Origin of the sequence: Aeromonas sp. 84A, from assembly GCF_051919345.1 — a bacterium.
Taxonomy (GTDB): Bacteria; Pseudomonadota; Gammaproteobacteria; order Enterobacterales; family Aeromonadaceae; genus Aeromonas; species Aeromonas veronii.
This window is the reverse complement of record NZ_JBQBEW010000001.1, coordinates 328,509-341,808: the sequence shown is the minus strand read 5'-3', so window position 1 is coordinate 341,808 and position 13,300 is coordinate 328,509. Positions and strand designations below refer to the sequence as shown.

General features: G+C 58.4%; 11 protein-coding genes and 1 pseudogene. All 12 read left to right on the top strand.

Features of this window, described 5'->3' with window-relative positions; all coding sequences use genetic code 11:
- Positions 1 to 29: 29 nt before the first annotated feature.
- The 12 genes and pseudogenes from atpG to ACTG20_RS01575 all read left to right on the top strand — a co-directional run bounded on the left by atpG (position 30) and on the right by ACTG20_RS01575 (position 13,286).
- Positions 30 to 896, top strand: a complete 867-nt coding sequence (gene atpG / locus ACTG20_RS01630) for a F0F1 ATP synthase subunit gamma (RefSeq protein ID WP_005339343.1) — start codon at positions 30 to 32, stop codon at positions 894 to 896.
- Positions 897 to 929: 33 nt separating this feature from the next.
- Positions 930 to 2,318, top strand: a complete 1,389-nt coding sequence (gene atpD / locus ACTG20_RS01625; RefSeq protein WP_005339344.1) for a F0F1 ATP synthase subunit beta — start codon at positions 930 to 932, stop codon at positions 2,316 to 2,318.
- Between the two features lie 18 nt (positions 2,319 to 2,336).
- Positions 2,337 to 2,765 (top strand): F0F1 ATP synthase subunit epsilon, encoded by a 429-nt coding sequence (locus ACTG20_RS01620; protein ID WP_005342354.1) that lies wholly within the window; start codon positions 2,337 to 2,339, stop codon positions 2,763 to 2,765.
- A 95-nt stretch (positions 2,766 to 2,860) separates the two neighbouring features.
- Positions 2,861 to 4,228: a bifunctional UDP-N-acetylglucosamine diphosphorylase/glucosamine-1-phosphate N-acetyltransferase GlmU gene (gene glmU, locus ACTG20_RS01615; protein ID WP_194495350.1), complete on the top strand. Its 1,368-nt coding sequence runs from the start codon at positions 2,861 to 2,863 to the stop codon at positions 4,226 to 4,228.
- A 20-nt stretch (positions 4,229 to 4,248) separates the two neighbouring features.
- A complete protein-coding gene (locus tag ACTG20_RS01610) occupies positions 4,249 to 5,652 on the top strand; it encodes an undecaprenyl-phosphate glucose phosphotransferase (protein WP_439987424.1) in 1,404 nt (467 codons plus the stop codon).
- On the top strand, positions 5,636 to 6,994 hold the full coding sequence (locus tag ACTG20_RS01605; protein WP_194495346.1) for an outer membrane beta-barrel protein: 1,359 nt from the start codon (positions 5,636 to 5,638) through the stop codon (positions 6,992 to 6,994). The genes ACTG20_RS01610 and ACTG20_RS01605 overlap by 17 nt, the downstream gene beginning before the upstream one ends.
- A 91-nt stretch (positions 6,995 to 7,085) precedes the next feature.
- Positions 7,086 to 7,289, top strand: a pseudogene (locus ACTG20_RS01600) (polysaccharide biosynthesis/export family protein); the annotation flags it as partial.
- Positions 7,281 to 7,535: a polysaccharide biosynthesis/export family protein gene (locus ACTG20_RS01595; RefSeq protein WP_439987868.1), complete on the top strand. Its 255-nt coding sequence runs from the start codon at positions 7,281 to 7,283 to the stop codon at positions 7,533 to 7,535. The pseudogene ACTG20_RS01600 and the gene ACTG20_RS01595, both read left to right, overlap by 9 nt.
- Before the next feature lie 15 nt (positions 7,536 to 7,550).
- Positions 7,551 to 9,692, top strand: coding sequence for a GumC family protein (locus ACTG20_RS01590; RefSeq protein ID WP_194495344.1), 2,142 nt, complete (start codon positions 7,551 to 7,553; stop codon positions 9,690 to 9,692).
- Positions 9,689 to 10,900 carry a lipopolysaccharide biosynthesis protein gene (locus ACTG20_RS01585; protein WP_194495342.1) on the top strand — a complete coding sequence of 404 codons (1,212 nt, stop codon included), beginning with the start codon at positions 9,689 to 9,691 and terminating at the stop codon, positions 10,898 to 10,900. The genes ACTG20_RS01590 and ACTG20_RS01585 overlap by 4 nt, the downstream gene beginning before the upstream one ends.
- Positions 10,900 to 12,279 (top strand): capsular biosynthesis protein, encoded by a 1,380-nt coding sequence (locus ACTG20_RS01580; RefSeq protein WP_320628409.1) that lies wholly within the window; start codon positions 10,900 to 10,902, stop codon positions 12,277 to 12,279. Before ACTG20_RS01585 ends, ACTG20_RS01580 begins: the two co-directional genes overlap by 1 nt.
- The gene (locus tag ACTG20_RS01575; RefSeq protein ID WP_179902854.1) at positions 12,276 to 13,286 is read left to right on the top strand and encodes a glycosyltransferase family 2 protein; all 1,011 of its coding nucleotides are present in this window, start codon (positions 12,276 to 12,278) and stop codon (positions 13,284 to 13,286) included. The genes ACTG20_RS01580 and ACTG20_RS01575 overlap by 4 nt, the downstream gene beginning before the upstream one ends.
- The last annotated feature ends 14 nt before the right edge of the window (positions 13,287 to 13,300 follow it).

The window sequence follows — 13,300 nt, the reverse complement described above, 5'->3', positions numbered from 1 at the left end:
GTGAGCTGCCACTTGATGGAGAGTAAGAGATGGCCGGCGCAAAAGAGATACGTAACAAGATCGGGAGTGTGAAAAACACTCAGAAGATCACCGGCGCTATGGAAATGGTGGCAGCAAGCAAAATGCGCCGTGCGCAGGAACGCATGTCTGCCAGCCGTCCGTACGCTGAAACCATGCGCAAGGTGATCGGCCATATCGCTCAGGGGAACCTGGAATACAAGCACCCCTACCTCATCGAACGTGAGGTCAAGCGAGTGGGTTACATCGTCGTCTCCACCGACCGTGGCCTGTGTGGTGGTCTGAACATCAACCTGTTCAAGGCTGCCCTCAATGATATGAAGCAATGGAGCGCGAAAGGTGCCAAGGTTGACCTGGCACTGATCGGTAACAAAGCCTCCAACTTCTTTGAACGGCACGGCGCCAAGGTTAAAGCTCATGTCGCAGGACTGGGCGATAGTCCGAGCGTCAATGACCTGATTGGTTCAGTCAAGGTCATGCTGAAGGCTTACGACAACGGTGAGATTGACAAGCTGTATCTGGTGTACAACAAGTTCGTCAACACCATGGTGCAGCAACCACGGGTCGATCAACTGCTGCCTTTGCCCGTAACTGAAGACAGCAAGCTCGCCAAGAAACACCACTGGGATTACCTCTATGAGCCGGATCCCAAGAAGCTGCTGGATACCCTGCTGGTTCGCTACGTCGAATCTCAGGTTTACCAGGGTGTAGTGGAAAACTTGGCAAGTGAACAGGCAGCCCGAATGGTTGCCATGCAAGCCGCGACTGACAACGCCGGTAACCTGATTAACGATCTGCAACTGGTATACAACAAGGCCCGTCAGGCCAGTATTACCCAGGAGCTGACAGAGATCGTATCCGGTGCTGCTGCGGTGTAAGGCAAGGGTTATCAAAGGTTTAGAGGATTTGACATGAGTAACGGTTTCATCGTCCAAATCATCGGCGCTGTGGTGGACATCGAGTTCCCGCAGAATGCCGTGCCCCAGGTGTACGATGCACTGAAGGTCGTTAGCGAAGGTCAAGGCCAGGGTCTGGTGCTGGAAGTTCAGCAACAGATCGGTGGCGGCGTCGTTCGTTGCATCACCATGGGCTCCTCCGACGGTCTGCGTCGTGGGTTGGAAGTAGTGAATAGCGGTAAATCCATCCAGGTTCCGGTCGGTACTGCGACTCTGGGTCGGATCATGAACGTACTGGGCGAGCCAATCGACGAAAAAGGTCCGATCGGTGAAGAAGAGTGCTGGTCTATCCACCGCGCTGCCCCCAGCTACGAAGATCAGTCCAACAGCAACGATCTGCTGGAGACCGGCATCAAGGTTATCGACCTGGTATGCCCGTTCGCCAAGGGTGGTAAGGTTGGTCTGTTCGGTGGTGCCGGTGTAGGCAAAACCGTAAACATGATGGAGCTGATCCGTAACATCGCGATCGAGCACAGTGGTTACTCTGTGTTCGCCGGTGTAGGTGAGCGTACCCGTGAGGGTAACGACTTCTACCACGAGATGATGGAGTCCAACGTACTGGACAAAGTATCTCTGGTTTACGGTCAGATGAACGAGCCGCCCGGAAACCGTCTGCGCGTTGCGCTGACCGGCCTGACCATGGCCGAGAAGTTCCGTGACGAGGGTCGTGACGTGCTGTTCTTCGTGGACAACATCTACCGTTACACCCTGGCCGGTACCGAAGTATCCGCACTGCTGGGCCGTATGCCTTCCGCAGTAGGTTACCAGCCGACTCTGGCCGAGGAGATGGGTGTTCTGCAAGAACGTATCACCTCCACCAAGACCGGTTCCATCACCTCCGTACAGGCCGTTTACGTTCCTGCGGATGACTTGACTGACCCGTCTCCGGCGACCACCTTCGCCCACCTGGATGCGACCGTCGTACTGTCCCGTCAAATCGCGGCATTGGGTATCTACCCGGCCGTTGACCCGCTGGACTCTACCTCTCGTCAGCTGGATCCGCTGGTGGTTGGCAAAGAGCACTACGAGACCGCTCGTGGCGTTCAGACCGTACTGCAGCGCTACAAAGAGCTGAAGGACATCATCGCCATCCTGGGTATGGATGAACTGTCAGAAGAAGACAAACTGACCGTAGCCCGTGCCCGTAAGATCGAGCGTTTCCTGTCCCAGCCGTTCTTCGTAGCAGAAGTGTTTACCGGTTCTCCGGGTAAATACGTGCCGCTGAAAGAGACCATCCGTGGTTTCCAGGGCATCCTGAAAGGCGAGTATGACGATCTGCCCGAGCAGGCGTTCTACATGGTTGGCGGTATCGACGAAGTCGTCGAGAAATCCAAGAAACTGTAAGCCTCGACAGGAGGGCCCATGGCAGAGATGATCTCCTTTCACCTGGATGTGGTGAGCGCCGAAGGAAAACTGTTTTCCGGTCGCGTGCAAACTGCTCAGGTATCAGGCTCCGAAGGTGAGTTGGGTCTCCGCCACGGTCATGCTCCGTTGCTGACTGCCATCAAGCCGGGCCTGGTCCGCTTGGTGAAGCAGAACGGAACTGAAGAGGTGCTGTACATCTCCGGCGGTATGCTGGAAGTACAACCTGAATCCGTGACCGTGCTGGCGGACACCGCGATTCGTGCCGACGACTTGGATGAGGCGAAAGCCCAGGAAGCCAAGCGCGCAGCCGAAGAGCGGATCCACAGCTCCCATGGTGATATCGACTACGCCCAGGCCGCCACCGAGCTGGCCAAGGCGATGGCTCAACTGCGAGTCATCGATATCGTCAAAAAGAATTACCGCTAATAACGGTGATGTAAAAAGCGACCTTCGGGTCGCTTTTTTTTTACCCGTTGGATAGACTCCGCCGAGTATTTCCACACAAGTTCAAGGTCGAAGTCATGTCTCTCAACGTCGTGATCCTGGCTGCGGGTAAAGGTACCCGCATGCGTTCCGTTCTGCCCAAGGTACTGCACCCGGTAGCCAACAAACCCATGGTTTCCCATGTGATCGATACCGCCCGTCAGGTCGGCGCCGAGCAGCTGCATCTGGTCTATGGCCATGGTGCCGAGCTGCTGAAAGAGCGGATCGTGGCGGCTGATGTCAACTGGGTGTTGCAAGCTCAGCAGCTGGGGACAGGTCACGCCGTCGCCCAAGCCATCCCGTTCTGGCAGGATGAAGACGATGTGCTGGTGCTCTACGGCGATACCCCGCTGATCCAGCCAGAGACCCTGCAGCGACTGCTGGCTGCCAAGGCTGAAAACGGGATGGCACTGCTGACCGTAGTGCTCGACAACCCTACCGGCTATGGCCGTATCGTCCGTGAGAATGGTCAGGTAGTCGGCATCGTCGAGCAGAAGGATGCCAATGCCGAACAGCTGGCGATCCGTGAGGTGAACACCGGCGTGCTGGTGGCCAATGGGGGCCAGTTGCGTCAATGGTTGTCTCGTCTCGACAACAAGAATGCCCAGGGTGAGTTCTATCTGACGGATGTGATCGCCATGGCTCACGGCGATAATTGCCCGATTGCCGCTGTGCATCCAGAGCGTGCCGCTGAAGTTGAAGGGGCCAACAATCGGGTGCAATTGGCCCAACTTGAGCGCAGCTATCAGCAGATGCAGGCCGAGAAACTGATGATTGCTGGTGCAACCATGATCGACCCCGCACGCTTTGATTTGCGTGGGGTTTTGGAAATTGGTGAAGAGGTTGTTATTGATGCAAACGTCATCATTGAGGGCAAGGTGACTCTCGGCAATCACGTTCGTATCGGAGCCGGTTGCGTACTGAAAGATTGTGTCATTGGCGATCACACCGAGGTGAAACCCTACTCGGTCATCGAGGGTGCACAGGTGGCGGAACAGTGCTCAGTGGGTCCGTTTACCCGCTTGCGTCCGGGGGCGGTTCTGGAGCAGGATGCGCACGTTGGCAACTTCGTCGAGATGAAGAAGGCCCGTCTTGGGGTTGGTTCCAAGTGCGGTCATCTGACCTATCTGGGTGATGCCGAGATCGGAGCCGGGGTGAATATCGGTGCCGGTACCATCACCTGCAACTACGACGGGGTCAACAAATTCCAGACCATCATCGAGGATGATGTATTCGTCGGTTCTGATACCCAACTAGTAGCGCCTGTTCGCATCGGCAAGGGGGCCACCCTGGGTGCCGGCTCTACTATTACCAAGGACGTGGGCGAACATGAACTCGTGATTACCCGGGTACCCCAGCGCCATATCAAGAACTGGGCTCGTCCGGTCAAGAAAACTGATAAGTGATATCAGTATGAAGGCGACCCATGAACAAGCGAATTATCAAGCTCGCAGATGCGAGCCACAGTCTGTTTTCCCGCTTTGTCGATTTGGTGGGAATTTCAGTCTCAATGGTGCTGCTCTCGCGGCACTTCGGTTTGTTTCATGGATTGGACGAGATGTCTCTGACCACGCTGGGCATGGTGGTCTTCTTTCTGGTTTCCCAGAATACCGGGCTTTATTGCAGCCGGGTTCGTAAATATTTGGCGCAGTCTCTGCTGCGCCTCATCTTCTCCTGGTTGGTAACAGCGACCCTGCTCTACCTGCTGGTCTATCTGGTTCCCCTCTTCAAACCTTACCACCCTTTCCCGCTGGAGCTGGCGGTGCTCTGGCTTGCCATGGCCTGCCTTATTTCCACCGGTTATCGGGTGCTGTACCGGCTGGTGACCCTCTGGTTCAGTCGCTCTTCCTGTTGCCGCCGCGTAGCCATTATCGGGGTCACGCCTGCCGGGTTGGCATTGGAGAAATCCCTGTGGGAGAGCCCGCGTCATGATATTCAGATGCTCGGTTTTTTCGATGCCCGTAGCGAAGAGCGTTTCGGTTACCCGACTCGCAGCCCCTTGCTGGGTGAGGTCGATGAACTGCTTGAGCTGGCTCGCAAAGGGCTGGTCGACGAAGTCTATCTGGCGCTGCCCCTGACTGCCCGGGAGCGCATCAATCACTACCTCTACGAACTTTCCGACACTACGGTCGATACCTATCTGGTACCTGATTTCTACGAGTATGGCCTGACCGTATCCCACATCGATCGGGTCGGCGATATCTATACCTTCAGCTTTTTCGATTCCCCGTTTGAAGGGGGGGCAGCCCTGCTCAAACGCATTGAAGATCTGGTTCTGGGCTCACTTATTTTGCTGCTCATCTCTCCGGTCATGGCGCTGGTGGCACTCGGGGTGCGTCTCTCTTCACCCGGACCTGTACTCTTCAAGCAGGATCGCTACGGTTTGGGGGGAAAACGGATACAGGTATGGAAATTCCGCTCCATGCGCGTCATGGAGAATGATGCCGTGGTGACTCAGGCTACCAGAGGCGATCCCAGAGTGACGCCATTCGGTGCATTCTTGCGTCGCACCTCGCTGGATGAGTTGCCACAATTTTTCAATGTAATTCAGGGCTCCATGTCGATCGTGGGACCGCGGCCCCATGCCGTGGCGCACAATGAGCAGTATCGTTCTCTGGTTGATCGCTACATGCTTCGCCACAAGGTAAAACCGGGGATTACGGGATTGGCCCAGATAAATGGATTTCGTGGCGAAACCGACACCCTCGACAAGATGGAGATGCGGGTCAAGTTCGATCTCAAGTACATCCAGTACTGGTCACTCTGGCTGGATTTAAAAATCATTTTCCTGACAGTATTCAAGGGGTTTGTCGGTGCATCCGCTTACTAACCTCGTTTGCGCCGGAGTGCTGCTCTCCCCCTCTCTTTCAGTCCGTGCCGAGGTTTCTCCCGTATCCCATCAGGGGCCGCTTGGTCTGGAGATCCAGACCGATGTGGAGAATCGTTATGGTCACGACAGCAACCTATTGTGGCAGCGCGACAGTAGTCAGGCGATAGGCTCAGATTTCATCGGGATCACCCCGGAATTTCGCATGGTGGGCGAACGCGGTCTGGATCGCTATCAGTTCAGCTATCTGGGTGACTATCGTCGCTATGACAGCAGTCATGCCGATGACTATGCCGATCACCAATTCCAGTTTGACGGCAGCTGGCGTTTCTCCCTGCGCAACACCTTCAAGTTGATGTACCAGTATCGGCTGGGCCATGAGGCGCGTGGCGAGGGGCTGACCGAAGGCTTTATGTTGCGGGGAGATACTTCTCCCTGTCCCAGTGACGCTGATGAGAAGGAAGGTCGTGCGCTCTGTGGTGATGGCACATTTGGCAGATTTCAGATAAATGAGCCGCTGCGCTTCAAACGTAGCGAAGTGGGTGGCCGCTACAGTTACGGTGCTCCCGATGCCAGAGGCAAGCTGGAGCTGGCGCTCTCCCACAAGGATCTGGGTTATCTCGACAAGCACCTCTACCAGCATGATTTTGAACGCTATATGGCCGAGCAGGAGTGGCAGGAGAACACCGCTATTGTCGAGCTGTTCGATCAGGTGAGTCATGTCAGCCGTTTTCGTTACACCCTGCAGACCAATCTGCGACGCTACCTGGCCAATCCGCGCAAGGATTCCGACGAATTTTTCCTTATCACAGGGGTGATGAGCCAGCTGACCGGCAAGACCCGGATCGATGCCAATATCGGCGGGATCTACAAGCGTTTCGTCAACGATCCGCAGGCAGAGAGTTTCAAAGGGCTGAACTGGGATCTGCGTCTGGAGTGGCAACCGCTCGCTTACAGCAAGCTCGCGCTGCTCTCCAGCCGGACCATTCGTGATCCGGGTGGTGACGGCGGCTATGTCAGCAGCCAGCTATATGGCGCCGAGTGGCAGCACCACTGGTCACCCGGAGTGGCGACCACGCTCTCTTATCACGATATCCGGGATGATTATCACCAGTCGGTGGTCTGTGGTAACGACAACCGCCACCGTAAGGACGACATCCATCGCTGGGGCATGGGCATCAGCTACGACATTCGTCCCTCCGTCAATCTGGGGCTCCACTACCTGCAGTCTGACTCCGGTTCCAGCTTTGCCGGGCAGCCCATCGACATCGGCGGTAATTGCTATGGCCGTGCCCTCGGTTACGACAAACAACAGCTTTCTCTTTCACTCAAGGTAGCCATTTAACATGAACAAAAGCGTGATGGTGCTTCTGCTTGGCTGGTTGTTCAGCCTGTCGGTCTGGGCTGGCTAGAGCCCGCAAGGCAACGATTCCGCCTACCGGCTGGCTCCGGGGGACGAGGTCGAAATCCGGGTGTATGGCGAGCCGGATCTGTCGATGAAGTTCAAGGTCGATACCAGTGGCCAAGTCAATTACCCCTATCTGGGTCAGGTGCTGCTGATGGGCCATACCACCACTGAGGTGGCCGAGCTGCTGACCAGAGGGCTCAAGCGCGGCGTGCTGCTCGACCCCATGGTGACGGTCAACGTGACCACTTTTCGTCAGGTGTTTGTAGCTGGCGAGGTGGCTCACCCGGGTGGCTACGAATACCAGCCCGGCCTGACGGTGGAGAAGGCCGTCGCGCTGGCGGGGGGGTTCACCGATCGCGCCGCTAGACGGGATATCAGCCTGCGCCTCAATGGCAGCGATCAGTTGCTGGAAGAGGTGAGCCTGCAACGGCAACTCAAGCCCGGCGACATCATCACCATCGAACAAAGTTTTTTCTGATCCAGGACGCTCTTCATGACTTCATTGTTGGTTGAAAATGGCCGTGCGCTAGAGAGCCGCCTCGATTTCAGCGGCCCCTGGCGGGTGCTCAAGGCAAACTGGTGGAAGGTGGTGCTGTTTGCCGCGGTGGTGACCCTTGTGGCAGCCCCCTTTATCCTCAGCATGCCACCCTACTACCAGTCCAGTGCGACCCTGCTGCTGAAGGCTGATGCCAACAGCGCTTCACCTATCGAGCCCGTCTATCGGGTCGATACCAGCCGCCGCGAGTACTACAACACCCAGTTCGAGCTGCTCAAGTCACGCCGGGTGGCCGAGAAGGTGGTCACTCATCTGGGCTTGGCCGAGTTGCCGGAATTCAACGGGCAGCCCAATCCGGACAGCTGGTTTAGCCGCATCAAGGGATTCTGGAGTGCCGGACATCAGGAGGATGCCTCCTCACGCAACCAGCACGCAATGGAGTATCTGGCTAAACATCTTTCTATTTCGCCGGTGCGCGATACCCAGCTGGTCAGCATCGGGTTCGAATCCCGCTCTCCCGAGCTGGCCGCCAGCGTCGCCAATGAGGTGGCCCAGACCTACATCGATCTCAATGTGGAGGAGCGGGTCGATGCCAACACTACGGCATCGCACTGGAACCAGAGTCGGTTGGTCGAGATAAAGGCCAGTCTGGAGAAGCAAGAGAAGCAGCTCGGCGATTTTCTTGCTCGCAATGATCTGCTGACGTTTCGCGGCGTAGATGGTTTGCAAACCGAAGAGCTCGGCATCATCACCAACAAGTACGCGGATGCCCGCGAGCGGCGGCTGGCGGCGCAGGCCGAATTCCAGTCCATTCAGGAGTACGGCCGCAATCCGGCGGCGCTGGCCTCCCTGCCCGAGGTCTCCAACCATCCCCAGATGCAGGATCTGCGCATCGCCCTCATCAAGGCCCAGCAGGAGCTCTCCGAGCTGGCCAAGCGTTATGGCCCCAAGCATGACCGTATTCTGCAGGCCGAAGCGCGCATCAAGGCGCTCAATACCCAGTCAAACCAGCTGATGCGGGAGATTGCCGACGGTATCGAGGATCGCTACCAGAGCAGCCAGCGCAAGGAGCAGGAGTACCTCGCCCAGCTTGACGAGAAGAAGCGGGAGTTCTCCTCGCTGGCAGTCAAGAAGGATGAGTACAACAACCTGAAGAACAATATCGACAAGACCCGTCAGCTCTATAACGAGCTGTTCCGCCGTCAGGAAGAGACCCGCCTGAACGCTCAGTTGCACGAGTCGAATGCCATCCTCTACGATGCTGCATCGGTGCCCTTGTTGCCAGCCAAGCCAAACAAGATGCTGTTTCTGCTGATGGTGGTGATCATGGCGGGCATGGTTGCCGTGCTGGCCGTCATCACTGCCGGAGCACTGTGCAATACCCTGGATCGTCTGAGCCAGCTGGTCTCCCAGCTCGGTGGGCGGGTGCTTGGCGAAATCCCGCGGCTGGCAGCCTTGCAGGATCAGAGTGCCCTGCTGCGGGTGGGTGCGGTCAATCCCAGAGTGGGAGCCAGTGCAGATGATCTCTACGCCATTATGCGGCTGGAGTCGGGTCAGCTGCAGCGCATCATGATCACCTCGACCCGTGCTGGTGAGGGCAAGTCGACGCTGGCGGCACTTTGCGCCGCCAGCTTTGCCCGCCATGAGCGGGTGCTGCTGGTGGATGGGGATCTGCGCCGGGGCGCCCTCGGTCGCCAGTTGCTGGGGCAGGAAGCCAGACCGGGGTTGGCCGAGCTGCTCTCAGGCGAAGCCGACTTGGCTGCCTGTCTGGTGCCAAAAGAGGGATTGACCCTGCTGCCTGCTGGTCAGCCGGTATCTTCCCCGCTGGCACTGCTTGGTTCCCCGCGCTGGAGCGAACTGCTGGCAACCCTTGCCGGGCAGTTTGACCGCATCATAGTGGACACTCCTGCGCTGGAGGTCGGCAAGGATGCTCTGCTGCTGGGGCAACCGCTGGATGGTGCCATTCATGTGGTTCAGTCCGGGCAACTGCCGGCCAGCCGGGTGCTGAGCGTGCTTGCACAGCTGCGGGATGCCAGAGTGGCGGTTCTGGGGACTGTGCTGACCCAGGTCGCCGAGCGGGATCTGGAAGGGGCTGAGAACCTGAGATTCTGTGGTGCTCCCACCCGGGGCGCACTATGAAACTGCTGCGCAGCATCACCACCATAGGTGGTGCTTCCGTGCTATCCCAGCTGATCGGGGCGCTCTCGGTCTGGTCACTTTCGCACAAGTTCGACATGGCTGCGGTCGGGCTCTATGCCCTCAGCTACAGTCTGGTGCTGATCGGTGCCCAGCTTGCCACCTTTGCCTCGCAACTGCTGTTGCCCAAGCTGGAGGAGGCCGAGCTGCCCGGCAACCTGATCTTTTCCCTGTTGCAGGTCTTGCTACTCCCCATCCCCTATGTGCTGGTGGTGGTCTGCTTTTTCTCGCTGCCGCTCTGGCCGCTCTACCTGCTGACCGTGACCCACGGGCTGATCCTTATCGCCGAGAATCTGGCTCTGCGGGCCGGCCACTACCAGCGGCTCGGTCTGCAGCGTATCTCGGCCTCCGCCGTGGTGCTGCTCTGCCTGCTGCTGGCCCCAGACATGGCGCACTTCTATCAGTTATGGGCCTGTCTGTTGCTGCTGGTGATCGGGGGCTGGTTGTGGTCAGCCTTTGCCTGGCACAGTGCCATGCTGAGAGAGGCGGCCCCGCGCCACCTGCTGCACTTCTTCTCCCGCCATAAAGCGCATCTGGCTGGTGTCGGCAGTGCCGAGGTGCTGGCGATGGTGACGGCCAATCTGCCGACCGTGCTGATCAACTTCTGGTTTTCCCCTCTGGTGGCGGGCTACTTTGCCGTGGTCAACCGCTTCTGTCTGGCGCCCGTGGTGATTGTCGGCAACGCCATCCGCCACTCCATCTTCTCGCGATGGTCGGAGGATTTTCGCCTGCGCCGTTTCAACGGGGAGGAGTTTCGCAAGGTGAAGCGGCTGCTGCTGGCGATGGGCAGTGCGGCCACCCTCGGGATCCTCATCTGCTATCCGCTGGTGATGAAGTGGTTCTTCAATGCGGAGTGGATCGCCTCCATCGATACCTCCCGCTACATGTTGCCCTATGTGTTTACTGCGGTAGCCATCTGCCCGCTGACCGTAATCGAGCTGGTGTTTGGCTCGCCCGGCTACTTTTTGCGGATCCAGCTTGAGCAGTTGCTGGTCGTGGTGATCGCCTTCGTGCTGTTGCCCTGGTTGCATCAGGAGTACGAGCTCTGCGTGCTGGCCTTCTCTCTGCTGACTGCGGTGCGCTACGGCTTCGTCTTTTTGCGGGTCAACCGCCGGGCTGCCGAGTTGCAGGGGCGGATGGAGCTGGCCTAGTGAACAGTGCCCTCATCATGCAGGCCAATCTGCTGCTGTCGCTGGTGATCTGCGGCCTGGCCCAGTACGCCACCGGTATTACAGCCTTCCTCTGGCTTCCCTTCCTGCTGGCGATTGCCACCTTGATGTTGCTGCCGCTGCAGACGCGTTACAGCCCGCTGCGGCTCGACTATCAGGAGAAGGTGCTGCTGCTGCTCTACTGCGGCTTGCTGGTGCTGGCGCTGCTGGGCGCCCTGCTTCAGCAGGGGGGCATGGTGACTATCATCGGTTTCAAGAACGAGCTGGCGCTCTCTCTGCTGCTCCCCTGCCTGTTGCTGGGTTTCTGCCGTGAGTCACAGATTTACCGCATCATGAAGCTGGTGGAGTGGGTCTTCTACCTGCAGATCCCGGTGGTGCTGTTTCAGGTGCTGGTGGTGGTGCCGAAACGAGTGGCACTGCGTGGCGAGTTTGAAAAGTGGGACTCGGTGGTCGGCACCTTCGGGGGGGATCCCATGGGGGGCGGCAATACCGGTGCTCTCGGCTTCTTCTGTCTGCTGGTGATGCTGATCAAGCTATCCGAGTTTCGCCATGGCCTCATTTCGCGTCGTTCGGTTGCTTTTCACATTCTTGCCGCCTTTGCCATCTGCGTGCTGGCCGAGGTGAAGTTCGTCATCCTGTTGTCCCCCTTGCTGCTGGCCTGGGTCTGGCTCTCGCCAAGCTATGTCAGGGGGATGAAGAGCTATGACCTCAAGCGTCTGCTGCTGATTGCGCTGGCGATGACGGCGCTGGTGGCAGTGGCCGTTCTGGTGCTGGCTGCCTCCTACTCATCCGCGTTCGAGGGGGCCGGGCAACAGGGGGCCATTGCGCTGTTTATCGACTCCCTCGGCTATATCTTCGATCCCAACCACATCAACCCGGAAACCGGCGAGCTGGGGCGGGTGACGACGCTCTTTTTCTGGGCCAGCAACGGTGATCACCACGGTCTCAGCAATCTGCTGTTTGGTTATGGCCTCAACACCACTAACCATGGCAGCACCCTGCCCGGTTTTCTCAACCCCCTGTTCAACGTGCTGCTCGACTCCACTTCCCTCAGCGTGTTGCTGTGGGAGGTGGGACTGATGGGCACCCTGATCTTCATCGTGCTGATCGTTCTGTTGCTCTGGTGCTGCCGTCCCCATCCGTTGCTGGATCGTCAGCTGCTGAGTGCGGCAGATGTGCGTCTGCTCAGCTATCAACCCGCTTTCATCGCGTTCGGGATCGCCTGCCTGCTGAGCTTGCCTTACAGCCAGCTGCTGATGCTGATCCCGGTACAGCAGTTCCTCTTCTATTTCGTGTTGGGTGCCGCCCTGGTGATCCGTTCTTCGGTTCGGCAGGCCACCAGCTCTTGTGAGGTGTCATGACTCCATCCCCCCTTATCTCCGTCATCATCAAGACCTACAACGAGGAGGCAGGGATTGCCGACACCATAGCCAGCATCAGGAGCGCTCTGGCCGACTACTCCCACCAGATTATCGTGGCGGATAGTCTCTCGACCGACCGCACCCAGGCGATTGCCTGCCAGCTGGGGGTGACTGTGGTGAGCCTGACCGACCCGGCCGATCGCTGTTGCGGCGTGGGGCCACAGCTTGGCTACCTCTTCAGCGAAGGGGAGTTCCTGCTGCTGCTCGATGGCGACATGAAGCTGGAGCCGGAGTTTGTGCCGGCCGCCCTTGCGCACATGCACTCCCACCCCGATTGCGGTGGCGTGGCCGGGCGGGCCGAGATGGATGATGCCCACAGCTATGAGTTCAAGTCGCGCAAGCAGCGCATCAACCAGATCTATCCGCTGGGCGAGTCGCGCTGGCTGTGTGGTGGCGGCCTGTTTCGACGCAGCGCCATCGAGCAGATCGGCTATCTCACCAATCGCAACCTGCACGGTTACGAAGAGGCGGAGCTGGGTATCCGGCTGCGTCAGGCGGGCTATCGGCTGGAGCGGCTCGATGTCCCCTTCTTCTTTCACACCTCCCACACCATGGACTCCCTTGCCCTGATCCGTTACCGCTGGCGCATGGGGTATCTGTTTGCCAGCGGCGAGCTGGTGCGCTCGGCGTGGGGGCAGCCCTATTTTCGCGAGGTGCTGTCGGTGATCCGCTCCGAGCTGCTGTTCGGACTCTACCTGCTGACACTCCTGTTCTGCGTGCTGCTTTTCGTAGCCGGACTGCCGTTCTGGTTGCCTTTGCTGGCACTGACACCGCTGTGTGGCTTCATCGCTCTCAAGTGGTTGAAGAACCGCTCCCTGCAAGATGCCCTGCGCAGTGTCATGAACCTCTCCATCTATGCAGCCGGGCTGGTGCGCGGCCTGCTGTTGCCCCAGCGCTCTGCGCGCGAGGCGCCCGCCCATCGTCTGATCCAGGAGTCATTGCCGTGAAGGTGCTCTTTGCC

What these genes read in the sequence shown, in the direction of transcription:
- atpG (WP_005339343.1), top strand. Translation starts at nt 30, where the DNA reads ATGGCCGGCGCAAAAGAGATACGTAACAAGATCGGGAGTGTGAAAAAC.
- atpD (WP_005339344.1), top strand. Translation starts at nt 930, where the DNA reads ATGAGTAACGGTTTCATCGTCCAAATCATCGGCGCTGTGGTGGACATC.
- ACTG20_RS01620 (WP_005342354.1), top strand. Translation starts at nt 2,337, where the DNA reads ATGGCAGAGATGATCTCCTTTCACCTGGATGTGGTGAGCGCCGAAGGA.
- glmU (WP_194495350.1), top strand. Translation starts at nt 2,861, where the DNA reads ATGTCTCTCAACGTCGTGATCCTGGCTGCGGGTAAAGGTACCCGCATG.
- ACTG20_RS01610 (WP_439987424.1), top strand. Translation starts at nt 4,249, where the DNA reads ATGAACAAGCGAATTATCAAGCTCGCAGATGCGAGCCACAGTCTGTTT.
- ACTG20_RS01595 (WP_439987868.1), top strand. Translation starts at nt 7,281, where the DNA reads ATGGTGACGGTCAACGTGACCACTTTTCGTCAGGTGTTTGTAGCTGGC.
- ACTG20_RS01590 (WP_194495344.1), top strand. Translation starts at nt 7,551, where the DNA reads ATGACTTCATTGTTGGTTGAAAATGGCCGTGCGCTAGAGAGCCGCCTC.
- ACTG20_RS01585 (WP_194495342.1), top strand. Translation starts at nt 9,689, where the DNA reads ATGAAACTGCTGCGCAGCATCACCACCATAGGTGGTGCTTCCGTGCTA.
- ACTG20_RS01575 (WP_179902854.1), top strand. Translation starts at nt 12,276, where the DNA reads ATGACTCCATCCCCCCTTATCTCCGTCATCATCAAGACCTACAACGAG.